A 15,293-nucleotide genomic window follows, 5' to 3' on the forward strand; every position below is an offset into this window, starting at 1 on the left:
CACAGGGACCGCACAGATGCTGAAACTGTGGGGACCTGTAGGAGCGGGTTTACCCGCGAAGCAGGCGGCGCGGATCAGCGCCGGGCGCCGCGCACCCCTTCAGCCAGTGCCGAGCACAGGCTCAATACCTCGTTCACCGCCTGATCGGCAGTCTTGGCCTGGGCAATCTTGTCGACCAGCGCCGACCCCACCACCACGCCATCTGCCAGGCGGGCAATATTCGCCGCCTGCTCTGGCGTGCGAATGCCGAAACCGACGCTGATCGGCAAATCGGTATGCCGGCGCAGGCGGGCAATGGCCTCGGTGACGTGCTCGGTGGTTGCCGAGCCGGCTCCGGTCACACCTGCCACCGACACGTAATAGACAAACCCGGAGCTGCGCTCCAGCACGCGCGGCAGGCGCGCATCGTCGGTGGTCGGGGTGGTCAGGCGGATGAAGTCGATGCCGGCAGCCTGCGCCGGGGTGGCCAGTTCGGCGTCATGCTCTGGCGGCAGGTCGACGATGATCAGGCCATCGACACCTGCTTGCTTGGCATCCTCCACGAACTTGTCCACGCCAAAGCGGTGGATCGGGTTGTAGTAGCCCATCAGCACGATCGGCGTGGTCTGGTTATCTACCCGGAATTCGCGAACCATCTGCAGGGTCTTGGCCAGGGTCTGGCCGGCTTCCAGGGCGCGTAGGGTTGCCAGCTGGATGGCCACGCCGTCGGCCATCGGGTCGGTGAACGGCATGCCCAGCTCGATCACGTCGGCGCCAGCGGCTGGCAGGCCCTTGAGGATCTGCAGCGAGGCGTCGTAGCCCGGGTCGCCTGCGGTGACGAAGGTGACCAGTGCCGAGCGGCCTTCGGCCTTCAACTCGGCGAAGCGTTGTTCAAGACGGCTCATGCCTGTTTCTCCTGGGCGGCCATGTGGCTCATGACGGTTTGCATGTCTTTGTCGCCGCGGCCCGACAGGCACACGACCATCAGGTGATCCTTGGGCAGCTTCGGTGCGCGCTTGATGGCTTCGGCCAGGGCGTGCGAGCTTTCCAGGGCCGGGATGATGCCTTCCAGGCGGCAGCAGGCGTGGAAGGCGTCCAGGGCTTCGTCGTCGGTAATGCTGACGTACTCCACGCGCTTCACTTCGTGCAGGTAGGCGTGCTCCGGGCCGATGCCCGGGTAGTCCAGGCCGGCGGAAATCGAGTGGGCATCGGTGATCTGGCCGTCTTCGTCCTGCAGCAGGTAGGTGCGGTTGCCGTGCAGCACGCCTGGCACGCCGCCGTTCAGGCTGGCTGCGTGCTTGTCGGTGTGCACGCCGTGGCCACCGGCTTCGACGCCGATAATTTCCACGCTCGGCTCTTCGAGGAACTCGTGGAACAGGCCCATGGCGTTGGAGCCGCCGCCGACGCAGGCAACCAGGCTGTCTGGCAGGCGACCTTCCTTCTCGAGCAGCTGGGCGCGGGTTTCCTTGCCGATGATCGACTGGAAGTCACGCACCATGGCCGGGTACGGGTGTGGGCCGGCTACGGTGCCGATCAGGTAGAAGGTGTCTTCGACGTTGGTGACCCAGTCGCGCAGGGCCTCGTTCATGGCGTCCTTCAGGGTGCCGGTGCCGGCGGTGACCGGAACGATCTCGGCGCCCAGCAGCTTCATGCGGAACACGTTGGCCTGCTGGCGCTCGATGTCGGTGGCGCCCATGTAGATCACGCAAGGCAGGCCGAAGCGCGCGGCCACGGTGGCAGTGGCCACGCCGTGCATGCCGGCGCCGGTCTCGGCGATCAGGCGTTTCTTGCCCATGCGCTTGGCCAGCAGCACCTGGCCGATGCAGTTGTTCACCTTGTGCGCGCCGGTGTGGTTGAGCTCTTCACGCTTGAAGAAAATCTTGGCGCCGCCACAGTGCTCGGTCAGGCGCTCGGCGAAGTACAGCGGGTTGGGGCGGCCGATGTAGTCGCGCTGGAAGTACGCCAGCTCTTCGAGGAACTTGGGGTCTGCCTTGGCCGCTTCGTATTCGCGGGCCAGGTCCAGCACCAGTGGCATCAAGGTTTCGGCCACGTAGCGGCCGCCGAACGAGCCGAACAGGCCGTTGGCGTCGGGGCCGGGGCGGTATTGGGACTGGGTCATGGGTCGCTCCAGGGCGTAATGAATGAGTGATGGGCTTTACTGTAAACAGGGCAAGGCCGGCTGAAAACCGATAAGATTGCGAACACTTGTCAGAAAAACTCACAGGTATCATGGCCCACGACCTCCCTCCCCTGAATGCCCTGCGAGCCTTCGAGGCGACCGCCAGGCTAAACAGCGTCAGCCAGGCAGCCGAAGCGCTGCATGTCACTCATGGTGCAGTCAGCCGGCAGATCAAAGTGCTGGAAGAGCACCTGAGCGTTGCGCTGTTCGTGAAGGATGGGCGCGGCATCAAACTCACAGATGCCGGTGTGCGCCTGCGTGACGCCAGTGGCGAAGCCTTCGACCGCCTGCGCAGCGTGTGTGCCGAACTGAGCCGTGATGTCAGCCAAGCCCCGTTCGTGCTGGGCTGCTCGGGTAGCCTGCTGGCGCGCTGGTTCATCCCGCGACTTGGGCGGCTACAGGCGGACTTGCCCGAATTGCGCCTGCACTTGTCGGCGGGTGAAGGCGACCTCGACCCCCGGCGACCCGGGCTTGATGCGCTTCTTGTGTATGCCGAGCCGCCGTGGCCGGCGGACATGCAGGTGCATGTACTGGCAGAGGAGCGTATCGGGCCCGTGCTCAGCCCGCGTTATGCCGACTTCGAGCGTTTGCAGGATGCACCCCCCAAGGCCTTGCTGGGTGAGGCCTTGCTGCACACTACCTCGCGCCCGCAGGCCTGGCCGACCTGGGCGCTGGAACAGGGGTTGGAGCCGACGGCCATGCAATACGGGCAAGCCTTCGAGCACCTGTATTACCTGCTGGAAGCTGCCGTGGCCGGACTAGGTGTGGCGATTGCGCCGCAGCCGCTGGTCGCCGATGACCTGCGTGCGGGCCGCTTGAGTGCACCGTGGGGCTTTTCACCGACGCCGGCGGCGCTGGCTCTGTGGGTGCCCAGGCGCGCCGCAGATGGGCGCGCCGAGCAGTTGGCCCAGTGGTTGCGTGCCGAACTGGCACGCCAAGGCGCTTAGTTGCGTTTGGTCAGCAGGTAAGCCGCCAGCAGGCCCAAGGCGCCGATGGCAACGCCGGCGGTGGTGTACGGGTGTTCCTGAGCGTAATCACGGGTGGCGATGCCGGTTTGGCGGGTGCGTTGCTTCACTTCCTCGTAGGCGTCGCTCAGCAGGCTGCGCGAATGACGAAGGGCGCTCTCGGCGTTGCTGCGGATTGCCTTCACCGACTTCTGGGATTCTTCCGATGCATCGTGCTTGAGGTTCTCCAAGCTTTTCAGAAGGCTCTCGATCTCTGCTTCCATGCTTTCCAGGGACGTTTTACGCAGCGAGTTGCGGTGCATGTTGACTCTCCTTTGCAGTATGGGCTGTAAGGGTTGCGACCTGCCAACTGCGGGAAAGTGCGATCGAACTTTAGCGCTTGCTGACGGCTCGCAGGTAAACCAGGCCTGCGCTGCTAGGCTCAATCTCACTGTCATCCAAGGAGAGCACTCATGACCGATCATCACACCTACAAGAAGATCGAACTGGTAGGGTCCTCGCCCACCAGTATCGAAGATGCGATCAACAACGCCCTGGCCGAAGCCGGCAAGAGCATCAAGCATCTGGAGTGGTTCGAAGTGATCGATACCCGTGGCCACATCCGCGACAACAAGGCGGCGCACTTCCAGGTCACGCTGAAGGTCGGCTTCCGTATTGCCAACAGCTGAAACACCAGCGGGCTGGATGATTCCGGCGTGATGCGGTATTACGAAGAGGGCGCCTTGGCTGGCGCCCTTTCTGATTTCATCTGCACAAGGAAAGCGAATGATGAACAAACTGATTCTGGCGCTCGGCCTGATGACCCTGGCCGGCGGTGCGCTGGCAGCAGGCAAGCCGTGTGAAGAGCTGAAGGCGGAAATTGCGGCCAAGCTGGATGCCAAAGGGGTCAAAGGCTACAAGCTTGAGATCGTCAACAAAGGCGACCCCGCGGGCAAGGTGATCGGTAGCTGCGAGGCAGGGACCAAGGAGATTGTGTACCGCCGCGGCTGATGTGCTGGCTTCTTCGCGGGCAAGCCCGCGAAGACGGTCACGCGGTCTTGAGGGCCTGCGCCAACAGTTCATAGGACCGGATGCGGTCCGCATGCTCATACAGGTCACAAGTGAAGATCAGCTCATCCGCGCCGGTCTGCTCCAGCAGCACTTCCACCTTCGCTCGCACCTTCTGCGGGCTGCCGATCATCGCCAGGCCCAGGAAACTGCTCACTGCATCGCGCTCATGGGGCAGCCACAAGCCATCCATGGTTTCTACCGGCGGCTTCTGCATCAGGCTCTGGCCGCGAATAAGCGCAAGGATTCGCTGGTACACGGAGGTGGCCAGGTACTCGGCCTTCTCATCCGTTTCCGCCACCACCATGGGAATGCCCAGCATCACATACGGCTTGTCCAGCGTGGTGGAGGGCTTGAAGTGGTTGCGGTATACCCGGATGGCCTCGTGCATGTAGCGCGGCGCAAAATGTGAGGCAAAGGCGTAGGGCATGCCGCGCATGCCGGCCAACTGCGCGCTGAACAGGCTGGAGCCGAGCAACCACATCGGTACGTCGGTGTCGTGGCCCGGTACCGCGATCACTTTCTGATCATCGGTGCGCGGGCCCAGGTAGCGCGACAATTCCTCGACATCGTCGGGAAAATCGTCGGCACTGCCCGAGCGTTCGCGGCGCAGGGCATGAGCGGTCATCTGGTCGGAGCCCGGCGCGCGGCCCAGGCCCAGGTCGATACGGCCAGGGTACAGGCTGGCCAGCGTGCCGAACTGCTCGGCGATTACCAGCGGCGCATGGTTGGGCAACATCACCCCACCAGAACCCACACGAATGCTCGAGGTGCCACCGGCCAGGTAGCCAATCAGCACAGAGGTGGCCGAACTGGCGATGCCGTCCATGTTGTGGTGCTCGGCCACCCAGAAGCGGTTGTAGCCAAAGCGCTCGACGTGTTGTGCCAGGTCCAGCGAGTTGCGCAGTGACTGCGCCGGGCCGGCGTCGGCACGCACCGGTACCAGGTCGAGGGTGGAAATCTTCAGGTCACGCAGCTGCGTCATGGAGCCTCCGCAAAGGTGGTTGGCCAACGGCCTTTTGAACTCTGTATGGGCATATTCGGCAGATTCAATGTTTGCCGTGCGATTGGTCTGAACTTGCCGTAGGCGGCTGGCCTCTGAACTCATACGCATGTAAACCACGACCAGGAGGCATCATGAAAAAGACAGCATCGGCGATCTGGCAAGGTGGCCTGAAGGATGGCAAAGGCCTGCTTTCCACGGAAAGCGGCGCGCTCAAGCAGAACCCGTATGGCTTCAACACCCGTTTCGAGGGTTCGCCCGGCACCAACCCGGAAGAACTGATCGGCGCGGCGCATGCCGGCTGTTTCTCGATGGCGCTGTCGATGATGCTCGGCGAAGCGGGGCTGACCGCAGAGCGGATCGATACCGCTGCCGAGGTGACGCTCGACAAGCTGGCAGATGGCTTTGCCATTACCGCCGTGCATCTGGTGCTCAGGGCCAAGGTGCCTGGGGCAAGTGAGGCGCAGTTCCTGGAAATCGCCAACAAGGCCAAGGAAGGTTGCCCGGTGTCCAAGGTATTGAACGCCAAAATCAGCCTGGATGCCGCCTTGGTGGGCTGAAGCGGTGCAACAGGGGCAGTTTGCGGTAGTCTAAACAGCGTCGGCAGCACGCTGCCCTTTGAGGAGCCGTTCCATGATCCGCGTAGCAATCGCTGTATTGGCTTCCCTGGTTGCCACCTCTGCGCTGGCGGCGGTCAAGCCGTGCGAAGAGCTCAAAGCCGAGATCGAGGCCAAGATCCAGGCGCAGGGGGTTGCCTCTTATACCTTGGAAATCGTGCCGAACAGTGAGGTAAAGGACCAGAACATGGTGGTCGGGACTTGCGATGGCGGCACCAAGAAGATCATTTATCAGAAGAATGATCGCTAGGTTCGCAATCCTGGGGCTGCAATGCAGCCCCAGGATTCACGGAATGCAGAACACTTCGCTAGGCTCGTTCACCACCACCGTGCGGCTTGCGTCGTACAGCAGCACTTGCGGCTGCATGACTGGCGCCCGCGCTTCCAGGCGATAGCGCTCTCCAGCCTTGAAGTCGTCAAAGCGTACGGTCAGGTAGCACGTACGGTCCCTGGGCTCGGACATGATCCCGCCCGAGTAGATTTCATAATCGAAACGCACCACCAGTTCGTGCTTGCCCGGCGTCACCTGAAAGTAGCGGCCGTCCTCCAGGCGCTTGCCGTCCAGGCGGTCGGCCATGATCACCCTGCCGGGGGTCATGGTGTAAAGGTCGATCCACGCTTGCTTGGGGTCGACGGGCGGCAAGGGGCTGGCGCAGGCCCCCAGTGCACTGAGGGCGATCAGCATCATGGGCTGGCGCATGGCAAAACTCCCACTTGCGATTTACACCCTACAAGCATAGCGCCGTTTGCGTGGCTCAGGTGCGCTGGCAGCCCGCCGGCAGGCCTTGGCCAAGCAGTCTTTGCTGGTGGTCATAGAGTTTGATCCAGGGCCGGAAGCCAATGCTGCCAGCATGCAGCTGATAACGCTGCCCGGCGCTGAAGTCCTTGAAGGTCAGCTTGACCTGGCAATCGCGCCACAGCGGCTCGTCGACCGGGCCGATATTGCTGGGGGTGACCGGGAACTGGTAACGCACGGTCAATTCATGGCTACCAGGTTGTACCTCAAAGTAGCGGCTGTCAGCCCAGTCGCGTTCGTCGACCTGCACGGCGTCCAGCGAGCTGTTTTCGTAGGGTGTAAGGTCGATCCAGGCCTGATTCGGGTCTGCGTCTGGCAGGGTCGAACAGGCGGAAATCAGCAGCAGTGAGCCGGCGACCAGCAATGCACGCATGGCGAAACTCCCCCTTGGCGAGATAGTCTTGGAGCGAATCGACCTTGAGCGAGTCAGACAGTCCCGGATGCTTCGACTTTTTCTTGTGCAGCGCTCAGGCCATCGGGCACTCGACCGCGTTTTCACCCGATTGGTTCCGCTGCTGGCGACGCTTCTGCTGAACGGTTGCAGCGGTGCTGCCTACTATGGGCAGTTGGCCGAGGGCCAGTGGCAGCTGCTGCGGGCGCGGCAACCCGTGGAGCAGGTAGTGGCCGACCCGACCACGCCGGCGAAATTGCGTGCGCATCTGCAGCATGCCGAGCAGGCACGGGTTTTTGCCAGCCAGCATTTGAAACTGCCGGACAATCGCAGTTATCGGGTTTATGCCGACCTCGGCCGCCCGTATGTGGTGTGGAATGTCTTCGCCACGCCAGAGCTGTCGTTGCAGCCAGTCACGCACTGTTTTCCGATTGCAGGATGCGTGGCGTACCGCGGGTATTACCAGCAGGGTGCGGCACGTGGCGCGGCGGCGCTGATGCGCCAGAACGGCCTGGATGTGTATGTGGGTGGGGTTGAAGCGTATTCGACCCTGGGCTGGTTCGATGACCCGATACTGTCGTCGATGGTGGGCTGGGGGGACGAGCGGCTGGCCACGCTGATCTTCCATGAACTGGCCCACCAGCGTTTCTACGTGCAGGACGATACCGAGTTCAACGAGTCGTTTGCCTCCTTTGTCGAGCAGGAGGGAACCCGGCAATGGCGCTTGGCGCGTGGGCTGGCGCCGGTTGGCGGGGACCAGGGGCAGCAGCGTGACGAATTCATCCGCTTGGTATTGGCCAGCCGTGAACGGTTGCAGGCGATCTATGCCGGGCCGTTGGATGATGGGCACAAGCGCCTGGCCAAACGGGCGGAGTTCGAGCGGCTGAGGCGGGAATACCGGCAGGTTCGGGATGGTCAGTGGGGCGGGGACAAGCGCTATGACACCTGGATATATGGGCCGATGAACAATGCCAAGTTGTTGCCATTCGGGCTGTATGACCAGTGGGTGCCGGCGTTTGCGGCGGTGTTTCGCGAGGTTGATGGGGATTGGGGGCAGTTTTATCAGCGGGTTGAGCAACTGGGGAAATTGCCGATTGCAGAAAGGAAAGTGGCGTTGCAGCGGTTGATGATAAGCCTTTGAGATTATGGGGCCGCTTTGCGGCCCATCGTCGGCAAGCCAACTCCCACAGGGACCGCACAGGATTTGCGATGGATGCAGTACTTGTGGGAGTTGGGCTTGCCGGCGATGGGCTGCAAAGCAGCCCCATGGCTATCAAGCCTTGACGAATGCCTGATGCATCTCGGCCAAGGTGGCAAAGTGGAATGCCGGCTCCTGCGCCACCAACTCTTCCTGGCTACCAAACCCGTACCCCACAGCCACTGCCTGCACGCCATTGCTGCGGGCACCGATCAGGTCATGCTTGCGGTCGCCGATCATCAGCGTCTGCGCCGGGTCCAGCCCTTCTTCAGCCAGCAGGTGGCGAATCAGCTCGACCTTGTTGGTGCGCGTGCCGTCCAGCTCACTGCCGTAGATCACCTTGAAGTGATGGTCGAAGGCGAAGTGGCGGGCGATTTCGCGGGCGAACTCCCACGGTTTGGAGGTGGCGATATACAGAGTGCGGCCTTGGCCGTTCAAAGCCTCGAGCAGCTCGGGCACGCCCTCGAACACCAGGTTTTCGTACAGGCCGGTGACCCGAAAGCGCTCCCGGTAGAAGTTCACCGCATCCCAGGCCTTGGCTTCGTCGAAGCTGTAGAACTGCATGAACGCCTGCAGCAGCGGTGGGCCGATGAAGTGTTCGAGGCGGGCCAGGTCCGGCTCGTCGATGCCCAGCTTGGCCAGCGCGTACTGGATCGAGCGAGTGATGCCCAGGCGCGGGTCGGTCAGGGTGCCGTCGAGGTCGAACAGGATGTTTTGCTGATGCATGTACGGGGTTCCACTTGAGTTCTCTGTGGCCAGCATTCGCGGGTAAACCCGCTCCCACTGGGCATCACAGGGGCTGAGGTATCCCTGTGGGAGCGGGTTTACCCGCGAATGCGGTCATTCAGGTTGATCGTAGCCTTCGGCCAGATGCTGGTCCTTGAGCTTCACATAGTTGCCGGCGCTGTAGGAAAAGAATGCGCGTTCATTGTCGTTCAGCAGCCGGGCCTGCTTCACCGGGCTGCCCATGTACAGGTAGCCACTGACCAGGCGCTTGCCCGGCGGCACCAGGCTGCCAGCGCCGATGATCACTTCGTCCTCGACAATGGCGCCGTCCATGACAGTGCTGCCCATGCCAACCAGGATGCGGTTGCCGAGGGTGCAGCCATGCAGCATGACTTTGTGGCCGATGGTTACTTCATCGCCGATGATGAGCGGGTAGCCGTCCGGGTTGAACGGGCCGGCGTGGGTAATGTGCAGCACGCTGCCGTCCTGCACGCTGGTACGGGCGCCGATGCGGATGCGGTGCATGTCGCCGCGGACCACGGTCAAGGGCCATACAGAGCTGTCTTCACCGATTTCCACGTCGCCCAGTACTACCGCCGAACGGTCGATGAAAGCCCGTGGTCCAACTTTCGGAGTGTGTTGCTGGAAGCTTCGGATGGCCATGATAGCGTCTCTCATCTGTGCCGATAGGCAGGCTGCCTGCTGCGGTCGGCGTCGATTGTAATTAAGATGGGGAAGTGTTTCTTCTGCCAAGGTATCCGAACCGTGAGTGCGAACAACCCGCTTCTGCAATCCTACGATCTGCCGCCCTTCTCGCAAATCCGTGCCGAACACGTGTTGCCGGCGATCGAAGCGATCCTGGCCGACAACCGTAAAGCCATTGCCGAGATCCTCGAAAACCAGGGCAAGAACCCCACCTGGGCCGGCCTGGTGCTGGCCATGGACGAACTCAATGACCGCCTGGGCGCTGCCTGGAGCCCGGTCAGCCACCTCAATGCGGTGTGCAACAGCGCCGAGCTGCGCGAGGCCTACGAGTCCTGCCTGCCAGCATTGAGCGCCTACTCTACCGAACTGGGCCAGAATCGTGCGCTGTTCGAAGCGTACCAGGCGCTGATCGCCAGCCCGGAAGCCGGCGGTTTTGACGTGGCGCAAAAGACCATTCTCGAGCACGCCTTGCGTGACTTCCGCCTGTCGGGTATCGACCTGCCGGCGGACCAGCAGCAGCGTTATGCCGAGGTGCAGAGCAAGCTCAGCGAGCTGGGCAGCCGCTTCTCCAACCAGCTGCTGGATGCCACCCAGGCCTGGACCAAGCACGTTACCGACGAAGCCTCGCTGGCCGGCCTGACCGATTCGGCCAAGGCGCAGATGGCTGCCGCAGCCCAGGCCAAGGGCCTCGACGGCTGGTTGATCACCCTGGAATTCCCCAGCTACTACGCGGTGATCACCTACGCCAGTGACCGCGCCTTGCGCGAAGAGCTGTACGCCGCCTATTGCACCCGCGCTTCGGACCAGGGCCCGAATGCCGGCCAGTTCGACAACGGCCCGGTGATGGAGCAAATCCTCGACCTGCGCCAGGAGCTGGCACAGCTGCTGGGCTACAAGAACTACGCCGAGCTGAGCCTGGCCACCAAGATGGCCGAGTCCAGCGACCAGGTGCTTAGCTTCCTGCGTGACCTGGCCAAGCGTTCCAAGCCTTTTGCCGCCCAGGACCTGCAGCAGCTTCAGGCGTACGCCGCCGAGCAGGGTTGCCCTGAGCTGGCCAGCTGGGACGCCGGTTACTTCGGCGAGAAGCTGCGTGAACAGCGCTACAGCGTGTCGCAGGAAGCGTTGCGCGCCTACTTCCCGATCGACAAGGTGCTGGGCGGCCTGTTCAGCATCGTGCAACGCCTTTATGGCATCGAAATCGCGGAGCTCAAGGGCTTCGACACCTGGCACCCGGACGTGCGCCTGTTCGAGATCAAGGAAAACGGCCAGCACGTGGGCCGCTTCTTCTTCGACCTGTACGCCCGCGCCAACAAGCGTGGCGGCGCCTGGATGGACGGTGCCCGCGACCGTCGCCGTACCGCTGCCGGCGAGTTGCAGAGCCCGGTGGCCAACCTGGTGTGCAACTTCACCCCGGCCGCCCCAGGCAAGCCGGCGCTGCTGACCCACGATGAAGTCACCACCCTGTTCCACGAGTTCGGCCATGGTCTGCACCATATGCTGACCCGCATCGAACATGCCGGTGTATCCGGTATCAACGGCGTGGCCTGGGATGCGGTCGAGCTGCCAAGCCAGTTCATGGAAAACTGGTGCTGGGAGCCAGAAGGCCTGGCGTTGATCTCCGGCCATTTCGAAACCGCTGCCGCCCTGCCCCAGGACTTGCTGGACAAGATGCTGGCGGCGAAGAACTTCCAGTCCGGCATGATGATGGTGCGCCAGTTGGAGTTCTCGCTATTCGACTTCGAGCTGCACGCCAGCCACGGTGACGGCCGCAGCGTGCTGCAGGTGCTCGAAGGCGTGCGCGACGAGGTGTCGGTCATGCACCCGCCTGCTTACAACCGCTTCCCCAACAGCTTCGCGCACATTTTTGCTGGTGGGTACGCAGCAGGCTACTACAGCTACAAGTGGGCCGAAGTGCTGTCGGCTGACGCCTTCTCGCGCTTCGAGGAAGAAGGCGTGCTGAATGCCGAGACTGGCCGTGCCTTCCGTGAAGCGATCCTGGCCCGCGGTGGCTCGCGCGAGCCAATGGAGCTGTTCGTCGACTTCCGTGGCCGTGAACCTTCCATCGATGCGTTGCTGCGTCACTGTGGCCTGAGCGAGGCTGCGGCAGCATGAGCGAGGTAGTTGTGAACAAGACCAAGAAGCGCTTTATCGCCGGGGCGGTATGCCCGGCGTGCAGCGAGCCGGACAAGCTGATGATGTGGAACGAGGACGGTGTCCCGCACCGTGAGTGCGTGGCCTGCGGCTTCACCGATACGCTTAACGAGCAGGGCCTTTCCGTGCCCAAGGAGCTGGGTACCCGGGTCAATCACCTGGCGCCGAAGGCGGCGCCGGCCAAGGTGCAGACTGTGCAGTTCTTTCCGAACCCGAAGTTGAAAAAACCGACCGAGTGACGGGTTTCAGGCCACCTGCAATGGGTGGTAGATGTTGCGCGCCGTGGTTGCGAAAGAAAGCCGGATATTCCTGGCCTTCTTTCGCAATCGTAAAGGCCGGCACCATGAACGTTCTGCTGAATTCCCAACAGCTGCTGAATTACGAGCAAACCACTCCCGAGCTCGCTCTGGCAGCAATCCAGGCCAGTGTTGCTCGCTACCAGCAAGGTATCGAGCGAGTCATAAAGCACCAGGCTGATCTCCCTACCTGGGACGACCTCGTGCTTGCCGTAGATGAACTTGATGCTGACTTGCAAGGTGCATTCTATGCCTTCCTGCCTATGGCCGACCGCGATCAGCAGTGGCAGGACGTGATGGGCCAGGCGTTTGGCGAAGTTGAAGCGTGTTTCACGGACAAGTTCAAGAACCTTGAGCTTTACACCCTGTACAAGCGTCTGACCGACAGCGCTATCGGTCAGAACCTGGATACTCAGAAGAAGGCTACCTTGACCCTGATTCTAAAGGAGTACCACCGCGGGGGCGTGCTGTTGAGCAGCGAAGTCAAGGTGCAAGTACAGGCGCTGGAGGCACAGCTTCAGGCGCTGATCGGCCAGTTTCAGTACAACTTCACTGATTCTGTATCGTCCCTGTCGGTACATGTCGAAGACAAGGGGCGGCTCACGGGTCTGCCCGACTACCTGGTCACCCAGTTGGAAGACAATGCCAAGGCGGCATCGCTCGCGGGCTGGTTGATCACCTGCGACCTCGCCAATTTTACTACTGTGTTGAAATACGCCGAGGACAGATCACTTCGTGAAGATATCTACCGCGCCTACCTGACCCGTGGCGCCAGTGACACTAAGACTGACAACGGTGCTGTCATTCAGAAAATCGCCGAAGCCCGCAGTGACAGGGCCCGATTGTTGGGCTTTGACAGCCACATGGCATTCAGCCTGGCCAGCAAGAGCATCGGCACTGTTGCTGATTTGCAGACGTTTCTTGGAGGGCTGGAGCAACGTATCAAGCCTGTTATCGAGGCTTCAAACAGCCGACTGCATAGCCTGGCTGCCGAGCAAGGCATTGATCAGATCATGCCGTGGGACGTGGAGTACCTGCATGAGGTTGGTCGCGGTGGCGAACGCGCGCTCACCGAAAGCCAGATGCAGGAATACTTCCCGCTCGAAACGGTGGTTGCTGCGCTGATTGATTTAGCCAGGCACTTGTTTGGTGTGCAGCTGAAAAAAATTGACGAGCCCAAAGCCTGGCACCCAAGTGTGAGCGCCTTCGAGGTCATCCAGGACCATGCCTCCTTGGGCTACCTTTATCTCGATGCTCTCCTGCATGAATACAAGCAGCCAGACACTGTGCAAACCCTTGCCTACAGGCATAGACGTACAGATGCAGAGGGGCGGTACCATGGTGCAGTGGTGGCGATGATCAGCGATGTACGCATGGGTACCGACGGGGTTCCTCCGCTGCTTGATCACTTGGCGCTGAGAAAGCTGTTCCACGAGTTTGGCCATGCGTTGCATTCACTGCTGGTGCGCACGAGCAACCATGTCTTGTCCGATATTCGCCGGCTCGGCAACGATGGCGTTGAGGCAGCCGGCAAACTGTTCGAATGCTGGGTATGGGATGCCGACTACCTCGCCAGCATCTCCGCTCATCATCAATCTGGCCAGCGGCTGGAGGTGGCAGCCTTGCGCTCGCTTCTTGTGCAATTGCGGGCCGACCATAGTCGCGCCTGTGCCAGGACCTTGAGCCTGTCGCTTCTCGATTTCGACTTGCACCTGACACCCCGGGATGGCCGCAGCCTCGATGACCGAGTTCGGGATGCCAATAACCGCGCGGGGCGCTGGCCGCTGGCCGGGTTCGAAAAGCCGCTGCACGGCTTCGACTACCTTGTGGCGGGTTACGATGCCGGGTTCTACGCCTATCTCTGGGCCGATGCTCATGCCTGGGACCTGTTCACACGTTTTGAGTCAGCAGGGCTGCTTGACGCAGCAGCCGGAAGGTCGCTGCTTGAAACATTCTTCGAGCCCGCCGCCTCGCGACCATTCGCCCAGAGTCACGAAGCATTTCTCGGGCGGCCCTTGGACAATTCGCGGTTTTTGAAGCACAACGGGCTGCTTTGATGCCCATCTGATGACCAGTGGTGCTGGAGAAAAAGCTGCCATGTGATTACTGTATGTAAATACAGTATGAGGCTCAAGCCATGTTCACTCCAGCACCCCGGAAAGGTCGCGGCACTGCGCATAATCCGCATAACCGTTTTGCATTGCATCAGTCGACGGCTGAGGACGATGGTTGGTACCAGGAGGTGCCGGCGACCCAAGGGACCGAAGTGCGAATCGAGACTGCCAAGACAGTCATCAGCCGCAACACTTCTCCCGATTTGCCCTTCGATCGCTCCATTAATCCGTACCGGGGTTGTGAGCATGGCTGCATCTACTGCTACGCCCGTCCCTCGCATGCATACTGGGACCTTTCCCCGGGCCTGGATTTCGAGACCAAGCTGATCGCCAAGACCAACGCTGCCGAGGTGCTTGCCCAGCAGTTGAGCAAGCCGGGGTACGTTTGCGCGCCGATCAACCTAGGCTCCAACACCGACCCGTACCAGCCCATCGAGCGTGAGCACTTGCTGACCCGGCGTCTGCTTGAAGTGCTGCTGCGTTTTCGCCACCCGGTCACCATCGTTACCAAAGGTTCGTTGGTGCTGCGCGACCTTGATCTGCTGGCCGAGATGGCACGGCAACGGTTGGCGCGAGTAATGATCAGCCTGACCACGCTGGACGATGACCTGAAGCGGGTGCTGGAGCCACGTGCGGCGTCACCCTCAGCGCGGCTGCGGGCGATTCGGGTGTTGCGCGAGGCGGGTGTACCGGTTGGGGTGTTGTGCTCGCCCATGATTCCGATGATCAATGACAGTGAACTGGAGCGCTTGCTGGAGGCAGCCAGAGAGGCGGGCGCTCAGAGCGCGGCCTACATGATGTTGCGCCTGCCGCTGGAGGTGGCGCCGTTGTTCGAGCAGTGGTTGCAAGACCATTACCCGCAGCGGGCCGCGCATGTACTGAGCCTGATCCGCCAGAGCCGGGGCGGCGAACTGTATGACAGTCGGTTCGGCGCCCGCATGCGCGGTGAAGGCGTGTTTGCCGAGTTGCTGGCGCAGCGGTTTGCCAAGGCCATGAAACGCCTGGAGTTCGAGGGGCGGGAAGCGCAGGCGCTGGATTGCTCTGCGTTCTGTGTACCCGGTGGGCAGATGGCCCTGTTCTGATATTCGGATCCTGCCCAGGCCCAGCTCTTTGCTCACAACCCAAC

Annotated in this window: 18 protein-coding genes; 10 read left to right on the forward strand and 8 right to left on the reverse strand. The window is 61.8% G+C overall.

Annotation, left to right across the window (positions count from 1 at the left end):
- Positions 1–74: 74 nt before the first annotated feature.
- Together trpA and trpB are read right to left on the reverse strand one after the other, a co-directional pair.
- Positions 75–884 carry a tryptophan synthase subunit alpha gene (gene trpA / locus AC5O5I_RS00175; RefSeq protein ID WP_172228919.1) on the reverse strand — a complete coding sequence of 270 codons (810 nt, stop codon included), beginning with the start codon at positions 882–884 and terminating at the stop codon, positions 75–77.
- A complete protein-coding gene (gene trpB / locus AC5O5I_RS00180; RefSeq protein WP_494511895.1) occupies positions 881–2,098 on the reverse strand; it encodes a tryptophan synthase subunit beta in 1,218 nt (405 codons plus the stop codon). The genes trpA and trpB overlap by 4 nt, the downstream gene beginning before the upstream one ends.
- A 110-nt stretch (positions 2,099–2,208) precedes the next feature.
- Between trpB and AC5O5I_RS00185 the strand changes: the two genes are divergently transcribed.
- A complete protein-coding gene (locus AC5O5I_RS00185) occupies positions 2,209–3,105 on the forward strand; it encodes a LysR family transcriptional regulator (RefSeq protein ID WP_494511896.1) in 897 nt (298 codons plus the stop codon).
- Here the strand turns inward: AC5O5I_RS00185 and AC5O5I_RS00190 are convergent.
- Entirely contained in the window at positions 3,102–3,425 is a 324-nt protein-coding gene (locus AC5O5I_RS00190) for an ElaB/YgaM/YqjD family protein (RefSeq protein WP_172228925.1), read from the reverse strand. The genes AC5O5I_RS00185 and AC5O5I_RS00190 overlap by 4 nt on opposite strands.
- A 150-nt stretch (positions 3,426–3,575) precedes the next feature.
- On the opposite strand from AC5O5I_RS00190, the gene AC5O5I_RS00195 reads away from it, so the two are divergent.
- Complete coding sequence (locus AC5O5I_RS00195) at positions 3,576–3,791, forward strand: dodecin (protein WP_086976505.1); 216 nt, start codon at positions 3,576–3,578, stop codon at positions 3,789–3,791.
- Positions 3,792–3,891: 100 nt separating this feature from the next.
- The gene (locus tag AC5O5I_RS00200; protein WP_172228927.1) at positions 3,892–4,113 is read left to right on the forward strand and encodes a DUF1161 domain-containing protein; all 222 of its coding nucleotides are present in this window, start codon (positions 3,892–3,894) and stop codon (positions 4,111–4,113) included.
- 37 nt (positions 4,114–4,150) lie between these two features.
- Here AC5O5I_RS00200 and AC5O5I_RS00205 read toward each other — a convergent pair whose 3' ends face one another.
- Entirely contained in the window at positions 4,151–5,155 is a 1,005-nt protein-coding gene (locus tag AC5O5I_RS00205) for an LLM class flavin-dependent oxidoreductase (RefSeq protein WP_172286171.1), read from the reverse strand.
- A 152-nt stretch (positions 5,156–5,307) separates the two neighbouring features.
- On the opposite strand from AC5O5I_RS00205, the gene AC5O5I_RS00210 reads away from it, so the two are divergent.
- On the forward strand, positions 5,308–5,733 hold the full coding sequence (locus AC5O5I_RS00210; RefSeq protein WP_172231976.1) for an OsmC family protein: 426 nt from the start codon (positions 5,308–5,310) through the stop codon (positions 5,731–5,733).
- Positions 5,734–5,806: 73 nt separating this feature from the next.
- Positions 5,807–6,040 carry a DUF1161 domain-containing protein gene (locus tag AC5O5I_RS00215; protein ID WP_172231979.1) on the forward strand — a complete coding sequence of 78 codons (234 nt, stop codon included), beginning with the start codon at positions 5,807–5,809 and terminating at the stop codon, positions 6,038–6,040.
- 36 nt (positions 6,041–6,076) lie between these two features.
- On the opposite strand, the gene AC5O5I_RS00220 is transcribed toward AC5O5I_RS00215, so the two are convergent.
- A complete protein-coding gene (locus AC5O5I_RS00220; RefSeq protein ID WP_172231982.1) occupies positions 6,077–6,490 on the reverse strand; it encodes a PA0061/PA0062 family lipoprotein in 414 nt (137 codons plus the stop codon).
- Between the two features lie 55 nt (positions 6,491–6,545).
- Positions 6,546–6,959: a PA0061/PA0062 family lipoprotein gene (locus tag AC5O5I_RS00225; protein ID WP_172231985.1), complete on the reverse strand. Its 414-nt coding sequence runs from the start codon at positions 6,957–6,959 to the stop codon at positions 6,546–6,548.
- A gap of 85 nt (positions 6,960–7,044) precedes the next feature.
- Between AC5O5I_RS00225 and AC5O5I_RS00230 the strand changes: the two genes are divergently transcribed.
- Positions 7,045–8,118, forward strand: a complete 1,074-nt coding sequence (locus AC5O5I_RS00230; protein ID WP_494512795.1) for an aminopeptidase — start codon at positions 7,045–7,047, stop codon at positions 8,116–8,118.
- Between the two features lie 132 nt (positions 8,119–8,250).
- Here AC5O5I_RS00230 and AC5O5I_RS00235 read toward each other — a convergent pair whose 3' ends face one another.
- Both AC5O5I_RS00235 and AC5O5I_RS00240 read right to left on the reverse strand, forming a co-directional pair.
- A complete protein-coding gene (locus AC5O5I_RS00235; RefSeq protein ID WP_172286172.1) occupies positions 8,251–8,901 on the reverse strand; it encodes an HAD family hydrolase in 651 nt (216 codons plus the stop codon).
- A 114-nt stretch (positions 8,902–9,015) separates the two neighbouring features.
- Positions 9,016–9,564, reverse strand: a complete 549-nt coding sequence (locus AC5O5I_RS00240) for a gamma carbonic anhydrase family protein (RefSeq protein WP_172226539.1) — start codon at positions 9,562–9,564, stop codon at positions 9,016–9,018.
- Between the two features lie 66 nt (positions 9,565–9,630).
- Between AC5O5I_RS00240 and prlC the strand changes: the two genes are divergently transcribed.
- The 4 genes from prlC (at position 9,631) to AC5O5I_RS00260 (ending at position 15,249) form a co-directional block, all read left to right on the forward strand.
- Positions 9,631–11,718: an oligopeptidase A gene (gene prlC, locus AC5O5I_RS00245; RefSeq protein WP_494511897.1), complete on the forward strand. Its 2,088-nt coding sequence runs from the start codon at positions 9,631–9,633 to the stop codon at positions 11,716–11,718.
- Entirely contained in the window at positions 11,715–11,996 is a 282-nt protein-coding gene (locus AC5O5I_RS00250) for a YheV family putative zinc ribbon protein (RefSeq protein ID WP_172226545.1), read from the forward strand. Before prlC ends, AC5O5I_RS00250 begins: the two co-directional genes overlap by 4 nt.
- A 104-nt stretch (positions 11,997–12,100) precedes the next feature.
- Positions 12,101–14,110, forward strand: a complete 2,010-nt coding sequence (locus AC5O5I_RS00255) for a M3 family metallopeptidase (RefSeq protein WP_494511898.1) — start codon at positions 12,101–12,103, stop codon at positions 14,108–14,110.
- 80 nt (positions 14,111–14,190) lie between these two features.
- The gene (locus AC5O5I_RS00260) at positions 14,191–15,249 is read left to right on the forward strand and encodes a PA0069 family radical SAM protein (protein ID WP_494511899.1); all 1,059 of its coding nucleotides are present in this window, start codon (positions 14,191–14,193) and stop codon (positions 15,247–15,249) included.
- Positions 15,250–15,293 lie beyond the last annotated feature (44 nt).

Source organism: Pseudomonas sp. 9_2_1, from assembly GCF_059295275.1.

Excerpts from the sequence above, each read along its gene's own strand:
- AC5O5I_RS00235 (WP_172286172.1), bottom strand. The coding sequence starts at position 8,901 with ATGCATCAGCAAAACATCCTGTTCGACCTCGACGGCACCCTGACCGAC.
- AC5O5I_RS00220 (WP_172231982.1), bottom strand. The coding sequence starts at position 6,490 with ATGCGCCAGCCCATGATGCTGATCGCCCTCAGTGCACTGGGGGCCTGC.
- AC5O5I_RS00205 (WP_172286171.1), bottom strand. The coding sequence starts at position 5,155 with ATGACGCAGCTGCGTGACCTGAAGATTTCCACCCTCGACCTGGTACCG.
- AC5O5I_RS00210 (WP_172231976.1), top strand. The coding sequence starts at position 5,308 with ATGAAAAAGACAGCATCGGCGATCTGGCAAGGTGGCCTGAAGGATGGC.
- trpA (WP_172228919.1), bottom strand. The coding sequence starts at position 884 with ATGAGCCGTCTTGAACAACGCTTCGCCGAGTTGAAGGCCGAAGGCCGC.
- prlC (WP_494511897.1), top strand. The coding sequence starts at position 9,631 with ATGGGGAAGTGTTTCTTCTGCCAAGGTATCCGAACCGTGAGTGCGAAC.
- AC5O5I_RS00200 (WP_172228927.1), top strand. The coding sequence starts at position 3,892 with ATGAACAAACTGATTCTGGCGCTCGGCCTGATGACCCTGGCCGGCGGT.
- AC5O5I_RS00260 (WP_494511899.1), top strand. The coding sequence starts at position 14,191 with ATGTTCACTCCAGCACCCCGGAAAGGTCGCGGCACTGCGCATAATCCG.
- AC5O5I_RS00195 (WP_086976505.1), top strand. The coding sequence starts at position 3,576 with ATGACCGATCATCACACCTACAAGAAGATCGAACTGGTAGGGTCCTCG.
- AC5O5I_RS00215 (WP_172231979.1), top strand. The coding sequence starts at position 5,807 with ATGATCCGCGTAGCAATCGCTGTATTGGCTTCCCTGGTTGCCACCTCT.
- AC5O5I_RS00190 (WP_172228925.1), bottom strand. The coding sequence starts at position 3,425 with ATGCACCGCAACTCGCTGCGTAAAACGTCCCTGGAAAGCATGGAAGCA.
- AC5O5I_RS00240 (WP_172226539.1), bottom strand. The coding sequence starts at position 9,564 with ATGGCCATCCGAAGCTTCCAGCAACACACTCCGAAAGTTGGACCACGG.
- AC5O5I_RS00185 (WP_494511896.1), top strand. The coding sequence starts at position 2,209 with ATGGCCCACGACCTCCCTCCCCTGAATGCCCTGCGAGCCTTCGAGGCG.
- AC5O5I_RS00250 (WP_172226545.1), top strand. The coding sequence starts at position 11,715 with ATGAGCGAGGTAGTTGTGAACAAGACCAAGAAGCGCTTTATCGCCGGG.
- AC5O5I_RS00225 (WP_172231985.1), bottom strand. The coding sequence starts at position 6,959 with ATGCGTGCATTGCTGGTCGCCGGCTCACTGCTGCTGATTTCCGCCTGT.
- AC5O5I_RS00255 (WP_494511898.1), top strand. The coding sequence starts at position 12,101 with ATGAACGTTCTGCTGAATTCCCAACAGCTGCTGAATTACGAGCAAACC.
- trpB (WP_494511895.1), bottom strand. The coding sequence starts at position 2,098 with ATGACCCAGTCCCAATACCGCCCCGGCCCCGACGCCAACGGCCTGTTC.